Origin of the sequence: Borborobacter xinjiangensis (assembly GCF_047739745.1) — a bacterium.
Taxonomy (GTDB): domain Bacteria; phylum Pseudomonadota; class Alphaproteobacteria; order Rhizobiales; family Rhizobiaceae; genus Pseudaminobacter.
Map to the genome: position 1 here is coordinate 1 of NZ_JBLLVA010000037.1, position 25,326 is coordinate 25,326.

At 60.5% G+C, this 25,326-nt stretch carries 22 protein-coding genes and 1 pseudogene; 5 read left to right on the top strand and 18 right to left on the bottom strand.

The genetic code is table 11. From position 1 onward, the window contains the following. On the top strand, window positions 1–712 hold a 712-nt coding region (locus ACLKMW_RS23640; protein ID WP_415726984.1), incomplete at its 5' end, for a Tim44 domain-containing protein. Between the two features lie 244 nt (window positions 713–956). Here the strand turns inward: ACLKMW_RS23640 and ACLKMW_RS23645 are convergent. The 7 genes and pseudogenes from ACLKMW_RS23645 to ACLKMW_RS23675 form a co-directional block, all read right to left on the bottom strand. Beyond that, entirely contained in the window at window positions 957–1,604 is a 648-nt protein-coding gene (locus tag ACLKMW_RS23645) for an FCD domain-containing protein (protein ID WP_415726985.1), read from the bottom strand. Then, a pseudogene (locus ACLKMW_RS23650) lies at window positions 1,513–1,743 on the bottom strand (hypothetical protein); the annotation flags it as partial. The pseudogene ACLKMW_RS23650 and the gene ACLKMW_RS23645, both read right to left, overlap by 92 nt. A gap of 196 nt (window positions 1,744–1,939) precedes the next feature. Next, on the bottom strand, window positions 1,940–2,755 hold the full coding sequence (locus ACLKMW_RS23655) for a bifunctional allantoicase/(S)-ureidoglycine aminohydrolase (protein ID WP_415726987.1): 816 nt from the start codon (window positions 2,753–2,755) through the stop codon (window positions 1,940–1,942). 76 nt (window positions 2,756–2,831) lie between these two features. Beyond that, a complete protein-coding gene (gene allB / locus ACLKMW_RS23660) occupies window positions 2,832–4,199 on the bottom strand; it encodes an allantoinase AllB (RefSeq protein ID WP_415726988.1) in 1,368 nt (455 codons plus the stop codon). A 139-nt stretch (window positions 4,200–4,338) separates the two neighbouring features. Then, entirely contained in the window at window positions 4,339–5,403 is a 1,065-nt protein-coding gene (locus ACLKMW_RS23665; RefSeq protein WP_415726989.1) for an ABC transporter permease, read from the bottom strand. After that, a complete protein-coding gene (locus ACLKMW_RS23670; RefSeq protein WP_415726990.1) occupies window positions 5,400–6,908 on the bottom strand; it encodes a sugar ABC transporter ATP-binding protein in 1,509 nt (502 codons plus the stop codon). The genes ACLKMW_RS23665 and ACLKMW_RS23670 overlap by 4 nt, the downstream gene beginning before the upstream one ends. A gap of 154 nt (window positions 6,909–7,062) precedes the next feature. Then, window positions 7,063–8,079 (bottom strand): sugar ABC transporter substrate-binding protein, encoded by a 1,017-nt coding sequence (locus ACLKMW_RS23675; protein ID WP_415726991.1) that lies wholly within the window; start codon window positions 8,077–8,079, stop codon window positions 7,063–7,065. Window positions 8,080–8,467: 388 nt separating this feature from the next. Here ACLKMW_RS23675 and ACLKMW_RS23680 point away from each other — a divergent pair, with 388 nt between their 5' ends. Both ACLKMW_RS23680 and ACLKMW_RS23685 read left to right on the top strand, forming a co-directional pair. Beyond that, window positions 8,468–8,926, top strand: a complete 459-nt coding sequence (locus ACLKMW_RS23680) for a CapA family protein (protein WP_415726992.1) — start codon at window positions 8,468–8,470, stop codon at window positions 8,924–8,926. Then, window positions 8,923–9,597 carry a CapA family protein gene (locus ACLKMW_RS23685; RefSeq protein WP_415726993.1) on the top strand — a complete coding sequence of 225 codons (675 nt, stop codon included), beginning with the start codon at window positions 8,923–8,925 and terminating at the stop codon, window positions 9,595–9,597. The genes ACLKMW_RS23680 and ACLKMW_RS23685 overlap by 4 nt, the downstream gene beginning before the upstream one ends. A gap of 153 nt (window positions 9,598–9,750) precedes the next feature. Here ACLKMW_RS23685 and ACLKMW_RS23690 read toward each other — a convergent pair whose 3' ends face one another. From ACLKMW_RS23690 to ACLKMW_RS23730, 9 genes are all read right to left on the bottom strand, one after another. Further along, on the bottom strand, window positions 9,751–10,563 hold the full coding sequence (locus ACLKMW_RS23690) for a GntR family transcriptional regulator (RefSeq protein WP_415726994.1): 813 nt from the start codon (window positions 10,561–10,563) through the stop codon (window positions 9,751–9,753). A gap of 568 nt (window positions 10,564–11,131) precedes the next feature. Further along, window positions 11,132–12,118, bottom strand: a complete 987-nt coding sequence (locus tag ACLKMW_RS23695) for a YeiH family protein (protein WP_415727013.1) — start codon at window positions 12,116–12,118, stop codon at window positions 11,132–11,134. Between the two features lie 940 nt (window positions 12,119–13,058). Then, window positions 13,059–13,427: a cupin domain-containing protein gene (locus tag ACLKMW_RS23700; protein WP_415726995.1), complete on the bottom strand. Its 369-nt coding sequence runs from the start codon at window positions 13,425–13,427 to the stop codon at window positions 13,059–13,061. 134 nt (window positions 13,428–13,561) lie between these two features. Continuing rightward, window positions 13,562–14,998, bottom strand: coding sequence for an aldehyde dehydrogenase (aldA, locus tag ACLKMW_RS23705; protein WP_415726996.1), 1,437 nt, complete (start codon window positions 14,996–14,998; stop codon window positions 13,562–13,564). Window positions 14,999–15,119: 121 nt separating this feature from the next. Then, complete coding sequence (locus tag ACLKMW_RS23710; RefSeq protein WP_415726997.1) at window positions 15,120–16,160, bottom strand: extracellular solute-binding protein; 1,041 nt, start codon at window positions 16,158–16,160, stop codon at window positions 15,120–15,122. Between the two features lie 41 nt (window positions 16,161–16,201). Next, on the bottom strand, window positions 16,202–17,083 hold the full coding sequence (locus ACLKMW_RS23715; protein WP_415726998.1) for an ABC transporter permease: 882 nt from the start codon (window positions 17,081–17,083) through the stop codon (window positions 16,202–16,204). 7 nt (window positions 17,084–17,090) lie between these two features. After that, window positions 17,091–17,987: an ABC transporter permease gene (locus tag ACLKMW_RS23720; protein ID WP_415726999.1), complete on the bottom strand. Its 897-nt coding sequence runs from the start codon at window positions 17,985–17,987 to the stop codon at window positions 17,091–17,093. After that, entirely contained in the window at window positions 17,984–19,132 is a 1,149-nt protein-coding gene (locus ACLKMW_RS23725; RefSeq protein ID WP_415727000.1) for an ABC transporter ATP-binding protein, read from the bottom strand. The genes ACLKMW_RS23720 and ACLKMW_RS23725 overlap by 4 nt, the downstream gene beginning before the upstream one ends. Beyond that, window positions 19,132–20,463 carry an NAD(P)/FAD-dependent oxidoreductase gene (locus ACLKMW_RS23730; protein ID WP_415727001.1) on the bottom strand — a complete coding sequence of 444 codons (1,332 nt, stop codon included), beginning with the start codon at window positions 20,461–20,463 and terminating at the stop codon, window positions 19,132–19,134. The genes ACLKMW_RS23725 and ACLKMW_RS23730 overlap by 1 nt, the downstream gene beginning before the upstream one ends. A gap of 375 nt (window positions 20,464–20,838) precedes the next feature. Here ACLKMW_RS23730 and ACLKMW_RS23735 point away from each other — a divergent pair, with 375 nt between their 5' ends. Further along, complete coding sequence (locus ACLKMW_RS23735) at window positions 20,839–21,705, top strand: helix-turn-helix domain-containing protein (RefSeq protein ID WP_415727002.1); 867 nt, start codon at window positions 20,839–20,841, stop codon at window positions 21,703–21,705. A 401-nt stretch (window positions 21,706–22,106) separates the two neighbouring features. On the opposite strand, the gene ACLKMW_RS23740 is transcribed toward ACLKMW_RS23735, so the two are convergent. Together ACLKMW_RS23740 and ACLKMW_RS23745 are read right to left on the bottom strand one after the other, a co-directional pair. Next, entirely contained in the window at window positions 22,107–23,141 is a 1,035-nt protein-coding gene (locus ACLKMW_RS23740) for an FAD-binding oxidoreductase (protein ID WP_415727003.1), read from the bottom strand. A gap of 116 nt (window positions 23,142–23,257) precedes the next feature. Further along, the gene (locus tag ACLKMW_RS23745; protein ID WP_415727004.1) at window positions 23,258–24,112 is read right to left on the bottom strand and encodes a LysR family transcriptional regulator; all 855 of its coding nucleotides are present in this window, start codon (window positions 24,110–24,112) and stop codon (window positions 23,258–23,260) included. 121 nt (window positions 24,113–24,233) lie between these two features. Here ACLKMW_RS23745 and ACLKMW_RS23750 point away from each other — a divergent pair, with 121 nt between their 5' ends. Then, entirely contained in the window at window positions 24,234–25,316 is a 1,083-nt protein-coding gene (locus tag ACLKMW_RS23750) for an amidohydrolase family protein (RefSeq protein WP_415727005.1), read from the top strand. Window positions 25,317–25,326 lie beyond the last annotated feature (10 nt).

A 25,326-nucleotide genomic window follows, 5' to 3' on the forward strand; every position in this document is an offset into this window, starting at 1 on the left:
CCTGATCGGCGGCCTGTTCGGCATGCTGCTCGGCTACGGCTTCGGCGGCATGGCGGGCGCCCTCGGCTTCCTGATCCAGCTGCTCCTGATCGGCACGCTTGTCTGGCTGGCGATGGCCTTCTTCCGCTCGCGCAGCCAGCCCGTCGTTGCGGGCGGCGCGCCGGCCCGCGGCCTAGGCTTCGGGCGTACCTCCCAGCGCGATGTGGCACCTCAGTCTGCGCCTGCTCGATCGTCCGCTGGCTTCACGCTGCCGCGCATCGGAGGCGGCACGATAGCCCCGGCACCGCAGATGGCCGACATCACGCTCGACCCGGCCGATCTTGACATTTTCGAGCGCCGGCTGGGAGAGGTGCAGCGCGCCTTTGCGGATGAGGATCACGCCGCTCTCCGTCGCCTCTCGACGCCCGAGATGGTCTCCTACTTCTCGGAGGAACTTGCCGAAAACGCCAAACGCGGCGTGCGCAACGAGGTATCCGGCGTTCGGCTGTTGCAAGCGGATATTGCTGAAGCGTGGAACGAGGGCGAGGATGATTATGCCACCGCCGCCTTCCGCTATGAGGCGATTGACGTCCTACGCGACCGCGTCACGGGCGCCTTGGCCGGCGGCGTTGAGGAGCCGACCGAGACGGTAGAACTTTGGACCTTCGTGCGGAAAAACGGCGGCGAGTGGAAGCTGTCGGCGATCCAGGAGGCAGACGCCCATGGGGCCTGATCTGCTGGTCCTGCCAGCGATATCACGCGATCAGGCCTTTCGGTGAACGGATCGACCCATCGGTAACGTCAGAACGCCGTCTCCTGATTATTTCTAGTGCGAAACGGCATTTGCCGTCTGTGCCGATGAGCCTGTTCTGAGATCGGCCCGATTAGTCGCGCTAGAAAGCCGAGTCTTCAACTAATGCTCCGGTCGTTATGCTTTGCGCCCGATCAGGCCAACCCAGTGAATTCAGTTACGGCAGCTATCCGCTAATCACAACCCGAAAGCAGACTGTCAACTCACGGCCTCCACGCAGCACAAGATACTTGATGTTTCTTGCAAGCATGGAACGCTGGTCGGCAGACCAGAGCCAAGCGAGCCCCTGCGGCCCCACCAGATATGGACGATCCGTTGCTTCCTTGATTGCTAAGGCCCCGCGCGGGTCGTGCGCCTTTTGGCAATGCGTCGCGCATCCAGCGGCGTCGACAACCTTTAACGCAAGCCAGAGGCCAATCATGCGTAGCGAGAGAGAACTGCGCTCAGATTCCGCTTGAGACGCGTGGGTTTGGCCGTTGGCCCGCTCGACCTGCCGCAGGTGTTGGACGATGGCTGCAGCACTGGCTTTTGGGTCGCGTGAACGCAGAGCCGGCAGGATGGCAGTGTGCTCGTCGACGGTGCAGTCGGTTTCCTTGTGGGCACTGTGCTGGGCAAGGATCAGCGACGTCCGCGAGGTCCGAGACCTAAGGACGCCGGCCAGAACATCGTCGTCAGCCATTTGAGCGGCAAGGAGGTGAAACTCGCTCGACAAAAGGGTCGCCTTAGCGTGGTCGCAAGAACGACGGACCTCGCGTTCCTTTTCGATATGCTGTTCGAGTGAAGCGATCTGCTTGTCGGTGACGATGGTGGCCACTCGACGCAGTTGCGGGTCTTGAAAACCTGGGCGCCTCCTCGGCCGTTGTGCTGGCAATGAATGCGCCGCGCTTCTCCCGGAACTCGACCAGCGCTTTCGAGTGCAGGCGGCTAAGGGCGGCGCGCACAATGGTGCGGCTGACTGAAAAAGTGTTCCGATCGCCTCTCGCTGAGTTTGGAGCCGGGCATCAATTCGCGAGCGAGGATTGCCCGGACGAGTACCTAGATGGAGTCGATCTCCGAACCGGATCTGTCCTTCGGGTCGATGCTTGCGACTTGGCCATTCTCTCACCTCGGTGACTTAAGGCGGCTCCTGAAGTGCGCTTTGATTTGGAGCTACCACAGCTTGGGATGGCGGTTCACATCCTTGTAAAGAAGATACCGAAATCTGCCCGACCCTCGCGCATAACAAGCTTGCGGGCAAAAGGCCCGGAGCCAAAGAAAATCGCCTTTTTCGACTTCCACCCAGTCGCTGTTCAAACGGTAAACACCCGTTCCTTCCAGGATATACAGTCCGTGTTCCATCACGTGGGTCTCAAGGAACGGAATGGCCGCGCCCGCTTCGAACCACACGATGTTGATGTGCATGTCGTATCGCAGGTCGCCAGGATCGATGAACCTCGTTGAGCCCCATAGCGGTTCGCCCGGCATCGTCATCGAAGGTGCCTCGTCTTCGTGCGTGAAGATCGCGGGCGGCTGGTCCAGGGTGTTCGCCTTCTCGAACACCTTTCGTATCCACTGGAACTTGCTGGTACTTTGCGACGGGTTCGTAATCGTCCAGGATTGCCCCGCCGGAATGAAGGCGAATGACCCGGCGCGAAGTTCGTGGCGGGCTCCCAGGGTCTCCACCGTCAGCTTTCCGTTGATCACGAACAGTGCGGCTTCGGCGCGAGGGTCCGGTTCGGGTGCGTCGCTGCCGCCGCCGGGCTCGACTTCCATGAGATACTGGGCAAAAGTCTCGGCGAAGCCGGAAAGCGGTCTCGCCAGGATCCACCCTCGAGTCGACCGCCAATCTGGAAAACAGCTTGAGACGATATCCGTCAGGACCGAACGCGGCACCACCGCATAGGCGGGCGTGAATACGGCCTTGCTGGATATCAACTGATTCTGGTCAGGTAGTCCGCCAACCGTCAGGGATGAATATCTGTCCATTTCTCAATCTTTGCAGTTCGAATTCGCCAAGCATGGCCGATCATGTTGGCCATCCCGATACATGTTGTTCTGACAGTTAAGCTGCCTGTCGGCCCGACGTCCGGCGCGCAACCAGTTGCCCGTGGCCGGGCGTTCCCAGAATTTCGCCTTGCAGGTAAACCGTTTCGCCGCGCACGATCGTCCGCTCGACGCTCCCCTGGAACGATCGCCCGACGTAAGGACTGTGCTTGTATCGATAAAACAGATTTTCTTCCTTGAGGGTCCAGGTCTTGTTGGGGTCCACGATCACAAGGTCGGCATCCGACCCGGGAAGCAGTGCACCCTTCCTTGGATAGAGGCCAAAGATCCTCGCCGGATTTGCCGACATCATCCGGACCAGGAGTTCCCACGGCATGCCCCGCTTGTGGACGCCTTCCGTCATCATGGCCGGAAGGATGGACTGTATCCCGGTGACGCCGCCGGTCCCTTCCCAGGGACTGTTTTCGCCAGCACGGTACGATTCTGGAAGAAACGGCGAGTGGTCGGATGCGATAACGTCGACATTGCCGCGCAGCACCCTGTTCCAGAGTTCTTCCACCTGCGGCCGCGGGCGTATTGGCGGCGCTGCGCGCAGTCTGGGGCCCACGCGAAGATAGTCATCCATGTCGAAGAACAGGTAGTGGGCACAGGTCTCGGCGTAAACATCGACGCCCTGGAGGGCAGCCTGCCGGACAGCGTCGACGCCTTCGGCGAAGCTGATGTGGCAAATGTAGAGGCTGCCGCCGGTGGATTTGGACCAGAAGATTGCGCGGTTGATCGCCTCGAGTTCAGATTCGCAAGGATGAGAATCATTCCACGCGGCGCGGTCATGCCGGCCAATGGATTTGAAATGGGATTCCAGATGCGAAATGACGGTATCGTTTTCGGCGTGAACGCCAACGATATTGCCAAATTCGCTCATCTTCCTGAGACCGGCAAAAAGCAGGTCGTCGTTTACCTTGGGATAATCCTTCGCTGTGCGCATGAACGCCTTGAAAGCTGCGACCCCCTTGTCGTTGAGGTCGTCGAGGTGTTCCAGGTTGTCGTCGATCAGGCCGCCCCAGAATGCATAGTCCACAACGGCCAGGCCCTTGACCATGTCGTGCTTGGCAGCGTGTGCCGCCGCCGTTGCCATCGGCGGTAGGTCGTTGAGCGGCATGTCAATGACTGTCGTGACGCCACCGGCGGCCGCGGCTCTCGAGCCCGTCGAGTAGCCCTCGAATTCGCGCCCGGGATGGCTGAAGTGGGCGTGTGCGTCGATAATTCCAGGCAGGACATAGTAGCCGGCCGCGTCGATGACATTGTCGGCGCTTATAGCCTGGTCACCGTCGACGATCAGACTGATCCGGCCGCGTTCTATTCCGACGCCGCCATCGAATGTCCCAGACTCCGTGACGATCCTGGCATTCTTGATATACGTATCCATTGTTTCTCTTCCTGTTCTGCCGAGAGCTGCGCCCGATCGACGATGTTCATTGCGCAGCGCACCGGTCGGCCTGGATGCTTTGAGCGTTTTCGCGAAAAGCCGCTGTTGCTCATTTCCATGATCGCGGCGTCACCGATGCTCAGCCTTCGGGCGTCTTTGCCTCGCGGAGGCGTCGTTGTTCGATCTGCTCGGCCACCAGCCGTCTCTGCGCGAGCCTCGGCGCCACATAGGTTCCGATTGCGTCGATGCTCGCTGCGAACACCAGCGCCATGCCGCTGGCCACGAGCTGAACGAAGGGGGGGACGTTGAGCAGTGTCAGCCCGTTGTCGAGGACGGCCAGAAAAACCCAGGCTGCCATGACGCTCAGGATGCGCCCGCGGCCGCCGGCAAACGCCACACCGCCCAGCAGGATGATCGTCAGGGCCTGCAATTCCATCTGCATGCCCAGAGCGCCCGGAGACACGCCGTCGAGACGTGCAGCCAAGAGAACACCTGCCAGGCCGGCAGCAGCACCCGTGATGACGTGGAGCGACAGAAGCAGTCGTCCGACGGGCAATCCAGCGAGAAACGCGGCGTGCGGGTTGATCCCGACCGCATAGATGTAGCGGCCCCAGACCGTCGTCGAGATGAACAGGGCAGAGGCTAGGAAAGCCAGCGCCACGATCCACAACAGCACCGGGATCCCTAGGAAGGCGCCGTTGCCGATGTAGAAGAACGTGTCGCCAAGGCCATAGACTTCTGTCGGGTTCACGAGCAGCGTCGCGCCGCGCAGGAGGCTGAGCATGCCGAGCGTGACGATGATCGGGCTCAGCTTCAAGATTCCGCACAACACGCCGATTATGCCGCCGATGAAGGCTCCGCTCAGAATGCCGATGGCGATCGCCACGGCGGGAGCGGCCCCGAAATTGATGACGGCAAGGGCAGTCATCATCCCGGAAAAGGCGATGTTCGATCCAACCGACAGGTCGACGTGTCCGGCAATCATCAGAAGCGTCATGGCTGCGGCGACAACCCCGATCGCGGCATAGTTCGTCAGCAGCACGGTGAAGTTCGAGACGCTCAGGAAATGGCTGCTCGCCAAGGCGAAGTAGCCGATCAGAACGAACAAGGCCAGAAAAAGGATGTTGTTGACCACGACGTTGCCGCTTGAGAGCAACTTCGTGAACGAGATGCGGCCTTGCCGCAGTTCATACGCCTGGTTCATGCTACTGCTTCCTGTGCGTTTTCGCGGCTATGGGCCAGGGAGAGCAATGCGCTCTCCGTGATCTCATCACCTTCGAGGATTCCCGCTACGCGTCCGCCGGCGAGGACGACGACGCGATGAGCGATCTGAATGAGTTCTTCCGGTTCTGACGATGTCGCGATGACCGCCCGCTCGCGGCTGGATGCCACTTCGCGCAGGGCCGCGTAGATTTCGCTCCTGGCGCCGACATCGACACCTTGCGTTGGCTCGTCGAGCATCAATATCCGGCAGTTCTTGACGTCATTAAGCCAGCGGCCGATCACCAGCTTCTGCTGGTTTCCACCGGAGAAACGCCTGGCTTCCAGGTCGGGGCGACGAGGCTGCAAGTTGAGCTTCGCGGCGGCCTGGTCGAACAGCGCGCCCTCCCGCGACCGTCGCCTGACGAAGCCGGAGCAAAGCTCGCTGAAGCTTGATGCCAGGAGATTGTCCGCCGCCGTCAGGCCGGCGAATATGCTCTTGCGCAGCCGGTCCGAAGGAACGAGGGCCAAACCGTGCCGTTGCGCCCGTGCAGGGCTATGTGGATTGATCTCTGCGTCGTAGCAGCGGATCCGGCCGCCATGAAGCCGACGCGCCCCGAAAAGTGTCTCGAGCAATTCGGTCCTGCCCGAGCCGACGAGGCCGAACACGCCGAGGATCTCGCCACCGTGGAGATTGAAGCTGACGGGGCCTATCCCCGGTGCGACCATATCGGTGAGCGATAACACCGGCATCCTGACCGTTTCGGCGGCCTCGACCACGCGTCGTCGATCAACAGTGCGTCCGACGATCGCGTCGACGATTTGCTGCTGCGTGAAGTCGCAAACATTACCCGTCAGCACCACTCGCCCGCCGCGCAGCACCGTGACCCGATCGGCCAGGCTGAAGACCTCGCTCAGACGGTGCGTGACATAGAGCACCGGCAGATTGTGGCTTCTCAGCTGCTTCAGGCGTTGCTCCAGCCTTTCTGCTTCACGTTCGGAAAGTGCGGCCGTCGGTTCGTCGAGGATGAGAACCTTGGGGTTGGAGGCGAGGGCCTTGACGATCTCGATCGACTGGAGCTCGGCGTTGCCGGTATCGCCAAGATCGGTGTCCAGCTGCATCTCGACGCCGAGGTCGCCCAACAGCTTGGCGGCGCGAGATCGCTGACGGGACCGCCTCACGAACGGGCCCCAGCAATCTTCCTGGCCAAGGAATATGTTGTCGGCAGCGCTCAACGAAAGCGCAAGCGACAGCTCCTGATAGACGACGGCGACGCCGGCCTGTCTCGACTCGCGAGGATTGAGTGATTTGTAAGATCGGTCGCCGATCACGATCTCACCGGAGTCGGCAGAGACAGCACCGGACAAGCATTTGATCAGCGTCGATTTTCCGGCGCCATTTGCACCGAGCAAAGCATGGATTTCGCCGTCTTCAACAGACAAATCCACGCTGTTGAGGACTTTTATCCCGCCGTAAGATTTTCCTAGCCCTCGAACTGCAAATGCCATTTCGAGCTTCTCCCGTATTGAAGCGCTAGAGTTGGTGGTCCCGCGAATTCAGCAGGCGCGCGTTCTGTTCTTGTCGCGAGGATCGCGGCCGTTGCCGGGCGCGGCCGCGCCTAATTTTCCTCGCTGCAAAAGGCCGCGTAAGCGGACCCTCGCCCTATTTGCCGCCCTGTTCCGCGAGATACTGGGCAGCCAAGGGTGAACCCGACGCGATGAGTTCGAGCGGCACGATATTGTCGGGCGCCTTGCCTTTCGTGACAAGCTCATGAGCCGTTTCGGCGATGGCATCTCCAACACGACGGAGTGGGATCGCCATCGACGCCTTGTAGACGTTGTCGCCCTGCTGCAGCAGCGTGAGCGCCGGCCCGGTTCCATCCATGCCGCCGATGAAGATGCCCTCTTGCTTCGGATCACGCCCCGAAGCCACCCACGCCTTGTAGGCGCCTTCGGTCGCGGGGTCTTCGACGCCGAGAATAACGTTGACCTCGGGGTTGGCCTGCAGGATCGTACGCGTCACGTTGAGCCCTTCGGTAGGCGTGATGGCGTTCTGCTTGGCAACGATCGTGGCTTTCGGCGCGGCCTCTGCCAGGCCTTCCTCGATCCCCTTGGTGCGGGCCTGTCCCCAGATCATCAGGTCAAACCCCAGCAGAGCCACTTTTGCCTCGCCGCCAAGATTCTCCTTGATCCATTGGCCGGCATACGCACCGAGCTTGCGCCCGTCATTGTACTGGTCATAGCCGACGGTCGCGTCCTGGTTCTCGATGCGATCGCCATAGGTGATCCAGTAGATGCCTGCCTCGCGAGCCTGCTTTGCCAGGGTTTCGAAGGCGGCCGGATTGGGCACGTTGCAGACGATGACCGCAACCTTCTGCTCGATCCAGGTCTTAATGGCGTTGATCTGCTTGTTCATGTCCGAGCCGGGATCATCGACCACCAGTTCGTAGCCAAGCTCGCCGGCCCTTTTCTTTGCCTGATCGAGCGAGATGATCACGGCGCCGATTTTGGACGAGTTCGGAAAGCTCACGGCGATCGTCTTCGACGATTGCGCGAATGCGGGGAAAGATGCCGCCGAAGCCAGCCCTAACGCCAGGGTGCCCAGCGCTGCAAGGCGAACGAATTTCCGTCTGCTAGTTGTCCGTCCGCCCGCGTCGTTCTCGCAGAGAGTTTCTTTCATTTGTAGCTCCTCCTTGTTGTTTTTCGCTACCTGCGTGAATGTCGACGCTTGCATGTCCTCCAACATGCAGCAATCCGCAGGTAACGGAGCTGGAGATAGCACCTGTATGATAGGTTGGCAAGCCAATTATATAGGTTGACATAAGCTAGGAGACATGTGACTGGAGCGCGTTCATTGGCGCGTACAGTTCTGATGGCTGGGCCGCTGCTGACGACCCGCAGGATCATCCAGTGGTTTCAATTAGATACGGAGATGGTTTAGGCGAACTCGATGATTGGTGGGCTGGCTGCCCAGTGGAGCGGAGTCCGAGCCTATCTCATTGCCGGCGACAAACACTGAGCGATCCCATGAAGCCAGTTCGCCAATCGATCCCTCGCTACAAGGAGGGATGACCGTCGGCACATACCCAACAAAAGCAGGATTCTTCATGGAAAAGCTTGACCGAGAGGCGGGATCAACGGCCGTCCAGATAATTCTTTGCCCGGATGTCTACCCGATATCGCCTGTCCGGGCCGGCGACGAGAAGGTAGACGCGGTTTTCACAGTGATCCGCGATGCGGACTTCTCGGTCGTAAACTTCGAAATCCCGCTCACCGATCGCGGGGTGGCAGTTCCCAAGCTCCTCAACATCAAGGGTCCTCCAGCCGCTGCGGAGGGCCTCTCGTCCCTTGGCTTCAGTGTTGCCAGCCTCGCCAACAACCATGCCGGGGATTACGGTTGGGATGGTTTGGTGGATACCCGCCGTGCTCTTGAAGCGCAGTCGATTCAGGTTGTCGGCATGGGCGAAACCCTCGGTGAGGCGCTGCGCCCGGTCGTCACCGACGTAAAGTCAAGCGCGTCGGCGTGATTGCGTTTTCCTGCTTGGCGCCGGCGGGCTTCGGAGCGTCGTCAACTCGACCAGGCATCGCTTGCCTGCAGGTCACGACGGGCTACGAAGTGGACCCGAGCTACCAGATGGAGGAGCCAGGTGACCCCGGTAGCATAACAATCCGCACCCGCGTGCGGGACCAAGATCTCGCCGCCGCTTGCGAGGCGGTAAGGGAAGCGAAGAAGAGCTGCGATTGCCTGATTGTCTCCGTCCACTGGGGATACGGGTCGACCGAGGCCTTGGCCGAGTATCAGGAACCGCTGGCGATGGCGCTGATCGACGCGGGTGCCGACGTAATCCATGGGCATCACCCGCATGCGATCCAGGCGGTCGGGTTCTATCGAGGAAAGCCCGTCATCTTCAGTGCGAACGTGCTGATCGGGCAGCAGGTCTTCCTACCAGCCTCGGAGCAGGTCCATGAAATCTGGCGCGCCATGTCCGATGAAGGGTTCATCACCCGCCTCCATTTCGGCGCCCAGGGCATTAACGAGGTCGAGATAATTCCGACGGTCCTTAATGAGGGTCGTCTTCCTGAAATCGCACCCCCGGAGATTGCAGGCCGCATTTACGAGAGATTGAGCAGGCTGTCGGCCCTTCGGGGTGGGGCCGTACGGCGTGTTGAGGGGCGGATAATAGTTTCCCCCGAATGACTATGCTCCGGATACAACATCTCCAGGTTTCAGGATTGGCTGCTGGGGGCGTTCGACCGCAAGCCATCACCATCAACGGCAATGCCTGCCGAACTGCCTGATCGAGTGCCGGTCATGACGCGGCGGCCCGATTCGGCAGTTCGCCGCGCCGCGTCAGCGGAAACGGCGGCGGTGAAAGGCAAATGTGAAATGGGCCGGGTCGAGCCATACCTGACCCCACAGGATCGGCTTGCCCTCGACGGTAACGGTCACCGTGTCGAGAAAGAGCAGGAGCCCGTCTTCATTCCCCGTCAGAATTTCCTTGACCTCGCCGCGGGCGAGGCATGGCTTCACTTCACTGTCGGCATAGTCGATCCGGTACTGGCCATCGGAGAGCAGTACATCGAGGATGGAGCCATCGAATTTCTTGCGGAGCATCTCTTCATCGACGGCGTCCAATGGCGCCGTATCTATGATCCAGGCCGACGGCGCCCCGTCAATTATCTTGCTGCGCTTGACCTGGAGCACGGGTGCTCCAACCGGTATTTGCAGCTTCCTGCTGATGGCTGCGTCCGCCTGGACGTTCTCCCATCGCATGTGGCCAGTTTCGACATTGTGTCCGGTTTCCCGGGCAAATGTGTCGATGGAGCCAAGTCGATCGAGGCCGTGACGAACTTCCGTCGCACGCGGCAACACTATGGCGCCGACTCCATTGCGCACGCTGATCAGGCCGTGATCCCAGAGCGTTCTGATGGCGGCCCGGATCGTGCCGCGCGAAACCTCATAGATACCGCACAGCTCCCCTTCGCTTGGAAGCAGTTCGCCAGGCGGAGTACGACCGCCAACCACGTAGTCGTCTGCAATGCGCTGCGCCACTTGGTCAGAGAGCGACCGCCACGCCGAAGCGGTATCAGCGCTTTGGTGTGAAGCGGTCTTGGGCCGCGACGCACGTATTGTCTTGCTGGGTCGCTTGATCCCCGCGGTCATCAATTCCATCCTTCCCGGTCGGCAGAGCCGACAGTATCCAGCCCAAAAGGGCTTACCAGCGGCGTAGCCCACTATGAAATGTTAATCCACAGCTAGCCGGCGCAATCGCGTGCCTTAATGGCTTGGGTGGAAGATAGAACACCAAAGGCCCCGCCGCCAGCACGGCGGTTCGACTGCTGCTAATTGTCTAAACACCCATATGGTTAGGAAGAATGGAGCCGAATGTACAAATATTTGTTCTAGGCGACTGGCAGGCCGATAATGGCCCAGCTTTCACGAGTGGGCCTAGAGGAGACATCTGAAACACAAATAAGAAATAAGCGCCTTTGATCTTAGGCGTTCGGGCACAGGTCCGCAACGACCGGCGACTTTTCGATCTGCGCTGCCTGCAGCTGCCGGACGGCTAACGGCCCCCGAGCCGGCAGGCGGCAATCGCGCCATTTCTTGGCTGTTCCATCCCCTTGTCTTCGACCGCGTCGAGCATGCAGAAGCGAGAATGTCGAAACCCCAGCGTCCTTTCGAGCGGCTTGCAGGCTTGGCGACTTCGATGATGCGTCCAGCGGTTTCATCAGAGGTGCCCCAGATAGTAGATGCCGGCCAGGATGAAGAGACCGATAAAGAGGGTCTCGGCAACGATGAGCGCCACCGCATCCCCACCCACTTCGAGCACACGTCCCAGCGACGTCTTCATGCCTACGGCAACGATGCCGGCAAGCAGGGCCCAGCGCGATGTGTCGGTACCGATTTGGGAGACGGTCTCAGGGACCAGCCCGAAAGAATTTAGCGCCGCAAGCGCCAGGAAGGCGAGCACGAAACCCGGCAGCAATGGCGGACGCGCGGTCTTGCCGGAAACTGGGCAAGGATCGGCGCCAGTGCGCTGCCCGACATTGCGCGTGGCGATCGCGAACACGATCACCACCGGCGCAAGCATGGTCACGCGGATCAGCTTGACCAGCGTTGCCGTCTCGCCCGCCTCCGGCGACACGGAGAAGCCGGCGCCGACCACCTGAGCCACGTCATGGATGGTGCCTCCGAAGAAGATGCCGGTGGCGCGCGCGTCGAGGCCGAGCGACTGGGCAAGGATCGGATAAAAGATCATTGCGACGGTCGATAGCACGGTCACCGACAGCACGGTAAAGATTAGGTTGCGTTCGGAAAACTCGTTCTTCGGGAGCACTGCGGCGATAGCCATGGCAGCGGAGGCCCCGCAGATCGCTACGGCGCCGCTGGTTAGCAGCGCCAACCGCCACCCACGCCCCAACAGGCGCGCGGCAACCAGTCCAAAGCCCACGGTCGCCGCGATCGCCAGCACCAGAAGCAGAATGGTGGAGGCGCCCAGCCCCATCAGAAGTTCGACGCTGATGCGCATGCCGAGCAGTGCAACACCCAGTCTCAACACTGTCCGCGCGCACAGGTCTATGCCGGGGCTGCAACGCCCCTCCTCCGAAAGGAAGTGGAAGGCGATGCCCAAAAGCAGCGCCATCAGCATAGCCGGCGCGCCATAGTGGTCCGATAGGAACTGGGCCGCGATAGCGACCGCCGCCACCACGGCCATTCCGGGCCACAACTCCCGGAACGTCGCGGCCAAGCCCTGAAAGCTCCGTCGTTGCTGCGCGGTGCTCATGCTGGTCTCTCCCTGATCCAATGCCAGATGGACGGTCCCGGGGAGGAGGGCCACTCCCATTCAAGCTGCGAGCGAAATAGCCCGCGCAGTACAAGACGCCCCTAGGGCCCGTCATCAAGGCGATGAGAGGAAGCCGGACTGCACCCTGTTATAAGGAGGCGCCTTCTCCGTCTTCCGATGATTATTTTTCGAATGACCGGTTACTGGCAGTGGCAGCACTGCCTTATATCCAAACAGCAACTTCAATAAGTCCAGCTCGAGAAGGCAATCCGCGTGAGCCGCAAAGCGCGGACCGGAGACAATCCTCAAATCGCCTCGATGATGGCGACGGCTGGAGCTGGCAGAGCAAGATCCTGGCCAGCTTCTCCATCGCCAAACCGATCAGGAAGCACTGATCCCTTTCCGTTAGGCCGGGGGAGCCTGCTGCCGGCGCGAGTGCGCCCGCCGTGCGCCGCGAGGATTCCAGTCGATGGCGGGCGATTGCGCCGCGGCCGCCAATGTCCCGCTCGTGGCATGCATTGCACCCGTTGCTTTAGGCCGTGGTAATGGTCACGGTCGCGCACAGGCGCTTTGTTGCCCACAGACCGGAATGCGGATCGGGGTAACTACGTCCTCGCACAGCCCCGGACCCCCGCGATGCGTTTCTGACCCGGCGTGGAAGGCACGCATCCAGCCCATCTGATGGGTGCTGATCTCCTTGGACGCAACACCGTTTCGGACCGATTGGTGCATCCGACAGAGCGCGGGCCAGCACGGAGAAACATTTCTTGGGAAAGAAGAGCATCGTCCCCATACACGGTTTTGAACCGAACGACTGCTCTTCATTTGCCGAATGGAAAGCGCCGGATCCGCAATGCAGCAGGAGGCGAAATTAAGTGTCAGCGATGACGAAATATTTGCGCACAAAGTGCGCGACTTCCCAACGTCCGGTGAAACCATCAGGCATCACGAAGGCGTCGCCAGCCGTGATATGATTGACGTTGCCGTCCTGATCGGTGACCTGCGCCTCACCCTCGATGATGTAGCAGAACTCGGTATATCCGGAGATTTCGGTGACCCAGGCCCCTGCGCTACTCTGCCAGATGCCCGAGCGCACCTTTTCGTTCACGCTTTTGAACACCGGCCAGGAATCATGGACGGGGTTGCCGTCGGTACGGGTCGACAGGTCGTTGGTGGTGACCTTTTCGGCATTGGCTTCGCGGATATGGACCATGGACGGGCGGGGTGTTTCGGTGGTCATTGGATTTCCTCTCAAGGGAACGGGCTGGGCTTGCGCCTGCAAGGTGTTCGGAGTCCGGACGAGCTTTTTTGAGCATCGCCCTGACTCGTCATTTTGAAGATAAGACCCTGCTTGCCGGGTCGTGCTGAAGGCGTTTAGTTCTGCAAATAGACGACGTGCGTCTGCGTATATTCGTAGAGGCCATGCTTGCCGTCCGCGCCGCCGATACCGGACTTGCGCACGCCGGCATGGAAGCCCTGCATGGCTTCGAAGTTCTCGCGATTGATGTAGGTCTCGCCGAACTTGATCTCGTTGCAGGCGCGCATGGCCGAACCGATATCGCGCGTATAGATCGACGAGGTCAGGCCATAGGCTGAGTCATTTGCCCGCTCGATGGCTTGGTCGAGCGTGTCAAAGGAATTGACTGGGATGACCGGGCCGAAGATCTCCTTCTGCATGATCTCGGCGTCCTGCTTGCATCCGCGCAGAACCGTCGGCTGGAAATAGGCGCCGCGGCCGAGATCGGCCACCGCACCGCCGGTGATGCATTCCGCACCAGCACCGATCGCGCGCTCCACCAGGCCTTCAACCTTCTCCAGACCGGCGCGATTGATCAGCGGGCCCATGTCGACATCACGCTCCTCGGACGGATCTCCATATCTCGTCGTTTCCATGGCCGCCGCGAGCTTTGCGACGAACTCGTCTTCCACGCGGCGGTCGACATAGACGCGCTCTGCGCAGTTGCAGACCTGGCCGCTATTGATGACGCGCGAAGCCTTGATCGCGTTGACCGCAAGATCGATGTTGGCGTCGGCCAGGACGATCGCCGGCGCCTTGCCGCCGAGTTCGAGATTGACCTTGGTGATGTTCTTTGCGGCCGCTGCCATGATGCGCGAGCCCGTCTCGACCGAGCCGGTAAAGCTCAGCATCCCGACATCTTCATTGTCGCAGAGCGCCGAACCCGTCGTGGCGCCCTTGCCGAACACCATGTTGACGACGCCTGCAGGCATGTCGGTCTGCGCCAGCAATTCGGCGAACATGGCGGCGTTGTTGGGCGTCTCCTCGCTTGGCTTGATGACGATGGTATTGCCGGTGACCAGCGCCGGAGCGAGCTTGCGGGCGATCAGGAAGAAGGGAAAGTTCCAGGGCAGGATGCCGCCGACCACCCCGATGGCCTGCCGGAACAGGAAGATGTTCTCGCCGGGCCTGTCCGAAGTGATGATCTCGCCCTCGATGCGACGCGCCCATTCGGCCATATAGTCGAGATAGTCGGCGGTGAAGGCGACCTCGACCTCCGCCAGGCCTTGGATCTTGCCCTGCTCCGCGACGATGGCGCTGGCCAGTGCCGGAGCGTTTTCCCGGATCTTGGCGGAGAGCTTGCGCAGGAAGCCGGCGCGCTCGATCGCCGGGCGCCGTTCCCACGCCTTCTGCGAGGATTTCGCGGCAGCGACCGCCTCGCCGACAAGTGCTGCCGAAGTATCCGGTATTTGCGAGATCACCTGCTCCGTCGCCGGATTGAGGACGGGGATCAAGTCCCCACCCGCATTCTCGACGAACTGGCCATTGATGAAATTGCGATGCGTGACGGTCATTCTATCCTCATTCGATGGCAAAAACTGGTCTCTCCGGCGTGTTGAGCACGCCGGTTGTTAATGGCAGAAGCTGGCACGGGGGCGGCGCGCCGAACCTAGGCGAGCGCGCCCCCGGCCCGAACTACTGCATCAGTTGGGTCATGATCTGGGCTTCAAGCTCATTGGCGGCCGGCGAGCAGGTCTTCATCGGCTCGGTCTTGATGCCTTCCGGAACATTGAGTTCGGGCGCTTCGATCAATTCGGGCTTCATGAATTCCTGCGAGCCGACAGAGCCGTTCGAATAGCCGGCATGGTTGCTGAGCGCGCCGGCATTCTCTGGCGCCAGCAGGAAGTCGGCGAATTTGCGCGCATTCTCCAGGTTCTTGGCGTCGGCCGGAATGGCTAGCGCGTCGACCCAGGCGATCACGCCTTCCTTCGGATAGATATATTGGACGGTCTTCTTGTCGGCACGCGCCCGCTGGACTTGGCCGCTATAATTGCTGGTCATCGCGATCTCGCCCGAGACCATCTGGTCGCGCAAAGCGGCAGCACCGGCGTAGACTTTGACCGACTGCTTCTGGGCGAGAAGGAGGTCGAGCACCTTCTGCATCTCGGCCGGATCTTCCGAGCACAGCGGTACGCCCAGATAGAGCTCGGCCATCGCGATCAGGTCGGAACCGCCCTTGAGCATGCCGACCTTCCCGGCAAGCTCGGCAGGAGGGTTAAACAATGTCTCGAAGCTGTCGATCGGCTTGTCATAGACGGCGGTATCGACCGCGAATGAGGTCGTGCCCCACTGATAGGGCAACGAATACTGGCCTTCCGGATCCCAGGACGGATCGACGAACTTCTTGTCCAGATATTTGAAATTCGGCAGGTCCTTCGGGTTGAACTTCTGGATGAGACCTTCCTTGGCATTGACCTCGATGAAGGTGTGGGCGGTGACGATGATGTCATAGCCGCCACCGCCGGCCTTGAGCTTGGCAAGCAGGGTCTCATTGGAATCGTAGGTATCGATGGTGACGTCGATGCCGGTTTCCTTCTCGAACTTCTCGACGAGTTCCGGCGGTGTGTAGCCGGCCCAGTTGTAGATGTTGAGCTTGCCTTCGGCCTGAGCCGCGATCGTGGTCACCGTGAGCATGGTGCCTGCGGCAAGCGCCGTCAGTATGTTAGAAATTCGCATTGGTTTTCCTCCGTTTTTGAATAGGCGTCCCTCCCCCGCGCTCACTCCGACATCCCCGAAACGCCGAGGATTCGGCCCTTTGTAAGCACGAAGGCAGTTGAGAGAAGAGCGAGCGAAAGCAGCAGCACGCCCGTCGAAATCGCGTTGAGCTCAGGCGTCATCTGGGTCTTCACGAGGCCGTAGATGTAGAGCGGAAGCGTCGTGCCCCCGGCGCCGGACACCATGAGTGTTATGATGAAATTGTCGAAGGAGACGATGAACGCCAGCATGGCGCCGGTGACGATGCCGGGCGCAAGCAGGGGCAGGACGATCAGCCGGAAACACTGCCAGCGACTGGCATAGAGGTCATAGGCCGCCTCGCTCAGGCGATGATCCATGCCGCGCAGCCGCGCCAGGATCGGCATCAGCGCAAAAGGCAGGCAGAACACCGTATGGGCGATCATCACATTGCCGACGCCGAGGTTAAGGCCGATCGTGGTGAACAGGATCAGCGTTGCAATGGCGATCATGATCTCCGGCAACATCAGGGGCAGCGAAAGAACCAGGAGATATTTGCCGCCGGAGCCGGACTCGACCCTACCCGACAGGACGAGGGCCGCCGGGATCGCGAGCAGCACGGATACGACCGTCGCCACGCCGCCGATGAGCATCGTGTTCAACGCCGCCTTGTGCAGATCGGTATTCTGGGCAGCGATCCAATACCATTTGAAGGTGAAGCCTTCCCACACGCTGATCGTGGTCGACGCATTGAAGGAGAAGACCACCAGTAGGACGATCGGCAGATAGAGGAATGCGAAGAGCAACACCGTGATTGTGCCAAAACCGGCGAAACGGTGGAGACTCTGGTCTGCCCCGCGCGATTTGCGCTTGCCGTCTGCCTGCGGGATTGCGGCGTTCATCGCCAGGGATTGAGCATGCGTCATGGCAATTTTACCTCGCCTTGGCCGATGTGCCACGCCGCGCGGCAAGCGTCAGTGTGGCCACGACGAGCAGGAGCAGGATGATCGAGATCGCGGCGCCGTGCGGCCAGTCCCGCGCGGTCGTGAATTGGAGCTGGATCAGGCTTCCAAGCATCAGCTTGCGCCCGCCGCCAAGAAGATCGGGGGTGATGAAGGCGCCGAGGCTCGGGATGAACACGAGGATCGATCCGGCCACCATGCCGGGCATCGTTAGAGGCAGGATAACCCGCCGCAAGGTTTGCATCCGGCTCGCATACAGATCGAAGGCAGCCTCGATCAGGCGCTTGTCCAAACGCTCCACCGAAGTGAAGACCGGCAGGATCATGAAAGGAATATAGACATAGACCAGCCCAATCAGCACGGCCCCGTCGGTATAGAGAAGGGTGAGCGGGGTGTCGGTCAGGCCGAGCCACATCAGCACCTTGTTCACCAGCCCGTGGTCGCGCAGCAGGATGATCCAGGACGAGGTCCGCACCAGGAGATTCGACCAGAACGGAAACATGATCAGCAGCAGCAGAACGCCTTTAACGAGGGCCCGCTGCCGCGAAATGAAAAAGGCAGCCGGGAAGGCGATGAGAAGGCAGAGAATGGTGGTCGCAAGCGCCAGCACCACGGAGCGGAAGAGCACCACGAAGAACGCCCAGTTGAGCATCTTCGATCCGTCGAGCTTCTTGACGAAAAGGATCTTCTCATAGGCGGCGGTGCTGAACGACCAGACCACGCCGCCATAATCGCCCTTGCCGAGGAAGGAATAAACCAGGATCAAGCCGAGCGGGATGAGCAGAAAGAAACCCACCACGCTGAGCGCCGGGTAGAGGCCGGCTCCGCGCAGCCAGCTGCCATCGGGAGAGACACGGGCCCCCGTCATGATGCGAGCGCCATGAGCTTTTCGGAAGGAAGCTCGAGCACGGCGTCCGCATCGACTTCGAAGCTTCCATAATCCGGATTGTCGGCGGCGACGCGAACGCGCAGTTCTTCGCCCGAATTCTCCGGCCGGACGATCACGCTAGCGAAGGGTCCGGTAAAGACGACATTGGTGATCTTTGCGCGGACGCCACTCCCGGTTTCTGCCTGGCCGGCGAGCTTGAGACGGCACCTTTCTGGCCGAATGGCGACGGTGGCAATGGACGACATATCCGAACTTGCGCATTCACCGCTTTGGCGCGCATGCAACCTGCCGATCGGCGTGTCGGCGACGATAAACTCGCCTTCCCTGCCAACCACCTGATTCACGGAGACGAAATTCATGTCGCCAATGAAGGCGGCCACGAAGGCATTGGCCGGGTTCTCGTAGATTTCGGTCGGCGATCCGACCTGCTGCACGTGGCCCTGATCCATCACCGCGATGCGGTCGGACATGGTCAGCGCCTCTTCCTGGTCATGCGTGACAAACAGGAACGTCGTGTGGGAATCGCGCTGAATGCGCTTCATCTCGATCTGCATTTCCTTGCGCAGCTTCAGGTCCAGCGCCGAAAGCGGCTCATCGAGGAGCAGCACGCGCGGCGACGGGGCAAGCGCCCGGGCAAGGGCCACGCGCTGTTGCTGGCCGCCGGAAAGCTGGGCTGGCTTGCGACTTGACATGGCGGTGAGCTTCACCAGATCGAGCATCTCCGTCGTCACACGGTCGATGACGTCGCGAGGCGTGCCGAGCATCCTCAGCCCAAAGCCGATATTTTGGGCGATGGTCATATGCGGGAACAGGGCATAGCTCTGGAATACTGTGTTGACCGGCCGCTTGTTGGCCGGATCAGACGTGATGTCCTTGCCGTCCAGCGTGACCGACCCCGTATCCGGAGTCTCGAAACCGGCAAGCAGGCGCAGCAGGGTCGTCTTGCCGCAACCCGAAGGCCCGAGCAGCGTGAAGAACTCGTTGGCATTGACAGACAGACTTACATTGTTCAACGCAGTGAACTGGCCGCCTTCGCTGGTCCGGAAGCTTTTGCGTACGTTCTGGAAGCCGATAAGAGCCAAGGCGTCGGAATCCTCTGCCGTTTGTTTTGCGGTTTTGATCATCACTTCATCCTGTCGAGGCGATCGGCCACTGCCAAAAACGGCGTGGCGACGGGCAGTATCGCGGCCAGAATACGATGGAAAGGGATGGCTTTTATGGCGCTGACCGGGAAAGGAAGATCGGCGTCACGTGCGCCAAGCAGCTTTGCCCCCAATGCGCGGCCCATCACGGAAGTCATCGCCACGCCCCGCCCATTGAAACCGAGGCCGATCAGCAGACCGGGAGCCGGCTCATGCAGGTGCGGCAGGAAATTCGGGGTGATGGCGATGCGCCCGCCCCATTTGAACTGCCACTCCACGCCTTTGAGGGTCGGAAATATGCGCTCCGTACCTGATTTGAGGCGGCTGAAGCCGCCCAGGGCGTCGGGGCGATCCGGATAGCTTCCCATGCAGCCGATCGAGAGCCGGCCGTCGCGGTCATAACGGGCATAGATGATTGCGCGGCGCGTATCCGCGATGGTCGTTTCGCGAGGCAGCACCCGGGATCGCTGGAGCGAAGACAGCGGCTCGGTCGCGGCCTGCAGACTGACGAGCGGCATGATCGTGCGCTTCAGCTTCGGCCAGAGATCGCCGGTATAGGCATTCGTCGCGATGACCACCTTATCGGCGATCACGCTGCCGCGCCTGGTCCGAAGCATCCATTTGTTGTTGGCGGCGCGGGAAATCGCCGTGACGGTGCTGTGCTCGAATATTTTCGCACCATGCTGGAGCGCGGCCTGCGCAAATCCACGTACGAGCGAAAGCGGCTGCACATGACCGGCCGACGGATGGAACAAGCCGCCGACATAATCGGCAGAGCCCGACCATTCCTGACACTCTTTCCGATCTAGCGCGGAAATCTCGCCGCCAACCGCATTCCACGCCTTCTGCAAACGCTCCAGGCTTCTCATTGCGGCGGCGGTGTGCGCCACCTGCAGCCAGCCCTTCTGCACCGGATCGCAGTCTATGCCGAACCGCTTTATGTCTTCGAACAGATCATTGCCCGAAGCGAGCGTGGCGGCCACCAGCCTTTCACCGTTGTGGCGGCCGATTTCGGCGCTCACCTCATCCGGCGTCATGCGCAATATTGGATTGACCTGGCCGCCGCTGCGGCCGGAAGCGCCGTAGCCGACTTCCATTGCCTCCAGAACGGCCACCCGCACGCCGGCAAGGGCAAGCTCTATGGCCGTTCTCAGCCCGGTGAAGCCCGCGCCAACGATGGCGACATCGAACTGGTGCCCGCCCTCGAGCTCCGGTTGGGCAGCAAGAGGGACTGCCGTTGCAACCCAGAGGGATTTCGGCAGGGTCCTGCCCGATGGATTGGCTCCTGGCAGTTCTGCGGTTTGATTCAACATCTACTCTCGCTCCGCGGACGCGGTCGGCTGAAGCCGCGGTCATCCGGCGGCGCCCGCGTCCAAAAACTGTGAATGCGCCTTCATGGCCTCGAGACCGTTCGACCTCGCGCCTCAAAACGTCGAAATAAGGAGGATGGAGCGCTTCCGTCGGTGCCGACTGCCACAGTGCGGAACCGGACCAGGCGCATGGGCCCGACCCTTGAAGTTCTCCTCCCCATAAGGAGACGGCGCTTGCCCTCACCGCGGGTCGCCATCTCGGCCTGAACTCTACCGGGCCCCACGGCGGTGACAATTTCGCCGATGGCCACCACTTGACGCTCGACAGCGCATTGAAGAGTATAAACCAGCGAAGGGGAAAGCGGGTCTGCACTTCGAATGACGACAGAACAGACGGCCGCGGTTGGCAGCGGAACGCGCGAGCAAGCGCCGGACCTGGGCCGGAACCTTATTTATCTGTGTGGCTTCTATCCGTCGATCTCAGAGGTCTGCCGGCAGATCGGCATCAACCGCCAACAATTCAACAAATACACCTCAGGCGCGGTGATGCCCTCACTGTTCGTCTTGAAGAGGATCGCCGATTTTTTCGGGCTGGAGGTGGAGGAAATCTGCCTGCCGCATGACAATCTCCGGGCGATATTCCAGATCAGATCGAACGCGGCCCCGGCCGAAGTTTCGGTCGGGAGCCGCCTGCTTGACGATATCGGCATGTTCTCGCAGGAGTTTTCGGAGCCGCTGGACAAGTACGAGGGCTATTACTATCGCTATTACTACGCCTACGACCTGTCCGGGCGTGTCGTGCGCAGCCTGTTCCGACTGTCCAAATCCGACGGCTTCTATGTGACGCGCCATATCGAGCGCATCTTTCATCCGTCAAGTGCTGGAAAGCACAAGACCGCGTTCAAATATCGCGGTTTTGCAACCGGGCTTTCCAACTGCATCTTCGTGCTGGAATTCGAAAGCTTGATGAAAAGCTGCATCGCCCATGCCGTCTTCCCCATCGTACCGCGGCCGGGCCAGCGTTATTTGTTCGGCCTGCAGACGTCGCTCAGCACAACGCACGGACGCCCAGCCGCCTCGCGCGTCGTTCTTGAGCGGATCCGCCCCAATATCGCCGTCCGCAAGATGCTGGCGCGTTGCGGTACCTTCGAGCCGAACAGTCCCGAACTGGAACCTGATCTGCTGCAACTCATAAGCAATGAGAACCTACGCGAAGATGCTGTGGTCATGCCTCGGATCATCTGATGTGGCACTCAGGGCGAGTTGACTGACCCAGCGATGCGACGATCTTCGTATGTCAATCGGCATTTGACCCCTATCGGAGTAATGAGGTTGCGATTTCTTAAGCGTTTTTGCATGGCCAACCCCGGATCCATCCCACTAGCCGATCCTCACCCGGTCAGCTCTTTTCGACGGTAGACATAAAGGGAACCGTCTAGACTTAGAGGGTCCAAGCGGCCGTCGCGAGCAAGCGCCATCAACGAGACTGGTCCCTTCGGAAGTCGACCGGCGCGCTCGCAACATCAACCGTCACGCCCGAAGGGATCATGCCGTCCGCGCCGCTCGGATGACCCGCGCAAGATGCGTCGAAGATGTCATGAGTACGCAGCCGGCAATTCCCGCGTTCAAAGCCCGATCACACGAGATCAGGCTTCAATCGATGTCGCCCCTCTTGGCCGGCTGCAGCAGGCTAGGACGTATCCCTCCGCGCTTTCGTCGTCAGCCAATCCACCGAAATCGTCCATGTCGACGGCTCCCTGCGCCAGCTTGACCTTGCAGCTTCCACAAACGCCCTGCTGGCATGAGCTGTCGATCCAGATACCCGCGTTCAACGCGGCTTCGAGGAGTGTCTGGCCGGGAGCGCACTTGCCGCGCTTTCCCGAAAGCGAGAAATAGACATCGCCTCCGAGCACACCGGGGTCTTCGACCACGATTTTTTCGCCAAAGCTCTCCTCGTGAATTGCCGCAACCTCGATCTGGTTCGCGACGATGCGTGCGGCCTTCATGAAACCTTCCGGCCCACACATGAAGATTTCCCGTTCGGCGTGATCCGGAACAAGTGACCGCATCAGCTCCGCGGTGATATGGCCGACCGCGCCGCGAAAGCCGGGTTCATCGTCGGTCTTGCCAACGACCAAGTGAATCTTCACGTTCTTGAAGCGTTTACCGATGAATTCCAGCTGATCGTGGAAGATGATGTCCTTTGGTGTCCGGGCAAAATGGACGAACACAACATCCGTGGGATCAACCACATCGTTAATATATTGGAGCATCGAAATTACAGGCGTCACCCCCGACCCGCCACTGAGAAAGAGCGGCTTGTTGGCCCGAATGTCGAGATAGTTGAACCGCCCGCCGATATCGGCGATCTCCAGCTTCATCCCGGGGCGCAGATCGTCGTTCAACCAGTTCGAGGCAAGACCGCCCGGAACGCGTTTCACGGTCACCTGGATGTTGTGGGGCCGGGTGGGCGTGGAACAGATCGAATAGGCGCGCGGGTAGACCCCGTCGCCGATGCGGAGTTTGAACGTAGCGTACTGGCCAGGTTTAAAATCGAAGCTTCGGTTCTCGCTGTCCTCGAACACAAAGGTCTTGGCGTCGTGGGTTTCCTCAACCACGGCCTTGCAGATGAGCGTCGCCGGGCCGCCACGGTAGCAGGGCTGTTGATTGGCAGCCGGCAATGAGTAGCGGAAAGGTGACTCCATAAGCATCGCGATCTCCTTCGTCCGACGCTTGTACCAAAGCCTTCGATTTCAATGACCCCGCACGAAGCACCGTCATCGATCAAGAAATTCGATCAATGCTGATCGATGACTTCTCTCAGCAGCTTGAGCGCCGTGACCACGAGGGGATCGGAGCGCCGGCGCATGTGGACCGCCGAGAATACAGGCTGGGGGATGATGGGGGCGTCCCGCACGAGTTGCAGGTTGGGCACTTTGGACCGTGCGCTCTGGAAGGCAAACAATGGCAGATAAAGCGTCCCGCCATGCCTTGCCAGAAGTTCGATGGCGAGATCGTCGCTACCAATCACCATGCTTGGAAAGGCAAGCTCTGGAAGCGCGTCGTCGAGTGCACGCTCGAACGCGCTCGTATAGGCGACCTTGATGTAACGCCGAGTATCGACGTCCTCGAGCGTGCCGTGTTCAGTCGAAACCATGACGAACTCGGCCGCCCCCAACTCTCCGATCCGGATATCCGGCGTGAGCTGCGGCGCAAACATGATGCCGATATCCGTCTCTCCAGACAACACGTCGCGCTGGATCTGGGAGGAGAAGTTGATCTCGACATGAAGATCCAGGCCGTCCCGGCTGCGCAGCCGATCGATCCAGTCAAGCAGATAGGCCCGGACCAGGCTGTACTGGCAAGAGACATGAAGCCGATGGTTGCTGCTGCGCCCACCGCTCACGACATCCCGCCGTGCGTGCCCCCAAAGGGCAAGGAAGGCGCGGCAATGACCTTCGAAACGTCGTCCCGCCGCGGTCGGCTCGGCGCCGCCGCGCCCTCTTTCAAACAGGCGAGCCCCAACCAGTTCCTCCAGGTGCCGGATGCGCGCGCTAACCGTTGACTGCATGATGTTCATGCGTTCGGCGGTTCGCTTGAAATTTCCGGTCTCGAGCACATCGAGAAAGGTGACGATGAGCGGTACGTTCATTGCTTCGATCAAAAATATCGATCAATAACTCGTGGGCAGTGATATTTTCCGATTGAATTCATGTCAATACCGTGGGGCAACTGCGGACACCACACGGTTACGCTGTACCATGGAGACCTTGATGTTCATCCTCGACACCGACTGTCACAACTACTGGTGCAGCGCCACCGTCCTTGAGCCTTATATGGAAGGTCTGTTCAAGGACATGTTCGTCCGCGGCGAGAGGACCGGACCGCGCGGCGCCTTTCCGCATGGCCATCGCCCCTGGTTCCATCCGGAGGGCTTCGCGCGCCACGACATCAATCCCGTCGAGGAAGACGACAACTACCTGATGATGAAGGATAAGCACCTCGACAAGTACAATATCGACGTTGCGATCCTGACGGGCGACGAACCAATCGAGGCCTCCACGCTAGCAAATCCGTACTACGCCAACGCGCTCTGCAAAGCCTACAACGACTATATGATTGACTACTGGCTTCCGAAGGACGACCGCTTCTGGGGCTCGCTGGTGGTCGCGCCGCAAGACCCGAAGTTGGCCGCTGAGGAAATTCGCCGCCTGGGCTCGCACCCGCGAATCGTTCAGGTGCTGGTCAGCCACGGGGCGCAGCGGCCCTATGGCGATCCCTTCTACCATCCTATCTTCGAAGCTTGCGCCGAAATGGGCCTGCCCTTCGCCATGCATCTGGGTGGCCAGGGCGGTCTCAATGCAACGCCGATTGGAGCCGGACCGTCGACCTTCTTCTGGGAGACGCACGCGATCCTGCCGCAGTCGGCGATGACCCACATGGCCTCACTGATCGCTCAGGGCGTATTCGAGAAATGGCCGGACCTCAAGGTCGTCATCATCGAGTGCGGTGTCGCCTGGGTGCCTTCGGTCCTGTGGCGCTTGGACGCGAACTACCGCGCCCTCCGCAAGGAGACACCGTGGCTCAAGCGGCTACCGTCTGAATATTTCAAGAGCAATATCCGCATGTCTACCCAACCGTTGGAGCAGCCCGCGAACATGCAGCACTTGTGGGCGACGCTGGAGGCCATGGATGGTGAAAATACCCTGCTGTTCGCTTCCGATTATCCGCACTGGGATTATGACGACGTCACCAAGCTGCATATTCCGCCGGTCTGGCGCGAGAAGGTTCTCGGTCTGAACGCGCTTGATGTCTACAAGCGAATCCCGCGGCCAATGGCAACGGCAGCAGAGTAAGGGAGGGCGA

Bases quoted from the DNA above. Each gene is read 5' to 3' on its own strand.
- ACLKMW_RS23655 (WP_415726987.1), bottom strand. From the start codon at position 2,755: ATGGACAGATATTCATCCCTGACGGTTGGCGGACTACCTGACCAGAAT.
- allB (WP_415726988.1), bottom strand. From the start codon at position 4,199: ATGGATACGTATATCAAGAATGCCAGGATCGTCACGGAGTCTGGGACA.
- ACLKMW_RS23665 (WP_415726989.1), bottom strand. From the start codon at position 5,403: ATGAACCAGGCGTATGAACTGCGGCAAGGCCGCATCTCGTTCACGAAG.
- ACLKMW_RS23670 (WP_415726990.1), bottom strand. From the start codon at position 6,908: ATGGCATTTGCAGTTCGAGGGCTAGGAAAATCTTACGGCGGGATAAAA.
- ACLKMW_RS23675 (WP_415726991.1), bottom strand. From the start codon at position 8,079: ATGAAAGAAACTCTCTGCGAGAACGACGCGGGCGGACGGACAACTAGC.
- ACLKMW_RS23680 (WP_415726992.1), top strand. From the start codon at position 8,468: ATGACCGTCGGCACATACCCAACAAAAGCAGGATTCTTCATGGAAAAG.
- ACLKMW_RS23690 (WP_415726994.1), bottom strand. From the start codon at position 10,563: ATGACCGCGGGGATCAAGCGACCCAGCAAGACAATACGTGCGTCGCGG.
- ACLKMW_RS23695 (WP_415727013.1), bottom strand. From the start codon at position 12,118: ATGGCCGTGGTGGCGGCGGTCGCTATCGCGGCCCAGTTCCTATCGGAC.
- ACLKMW_RS23700 (WP_415726995.1), bottom strand. From the start codon at position 13,427: ATGACCACCGAAACACCCCGCCCGTCCATGGTCCATATCCGCGAAGCC.
- aldA (WP_415726996.1), bottom strand. From the start codon at position 14,998: ATGACCGTCACGCATCGCAATTTCATCAATGGCCAGTTCGTCGAGAAT.
- ACLKMW_RS23710 (WP_415726997.1), bottom strand. From the start codon at position 16,160: ATGCGAATTTCTAACATACTGACGGCGCTTGCCGCAGGCACCATGCTC.
- ACLKMW_RS23715 (WP_415726998.1), bottom strand. From the start codon at position 17,083: ATGACGCATGCTCAATCCCTGGCGATGAACGCCGCAATCCCGCAGGCA.
- ACLKMW_RS23720 (WP_415726999.1), bottom strand. From the start codon at position 17,987: ATGACGGGGGCCCGTGTCTCTCCCGATGGCAGCTGGCTGCGCGGAGCC.
- ACLKMW_RS23725 (WP_415727000.1), bottom strand. From the start codon at position 19,132: ATGATCAAAACCGCAAAACAAACGGCAGAGGATTCCGACGCCTTGGCT.
- ACLKMW_RS23730 (WP_415727001.1), bottom strand. From the start codon at position 20,463: ATGTTGAATCAAACCGCAGAACTGCCAGGAGCCAATCCATCGGGCAGG.
- ACLKMW_RS23735 (WP_415727002.1), top strand. From the start codon at position 20,839: ATGACGACAGAACAGACGGCCGCGGTTGGCAGCGGAACGCGCGAGCAA.
- ACLKMW_RS23745 (WP_415727004.1), bottom strand. From the start codon at position 24,112: ATGAACGTACCGCTCATCGTCACCTTTCTCGATGTGCTCGAGACCGGA.
- ACLKMW_RS23750 (WP_415727005.1), top strand. From the start codon at position 24,234: ATGTTCATCCTCGACACCGACTGTCACAACTACTGGTGCAGCGCCACC.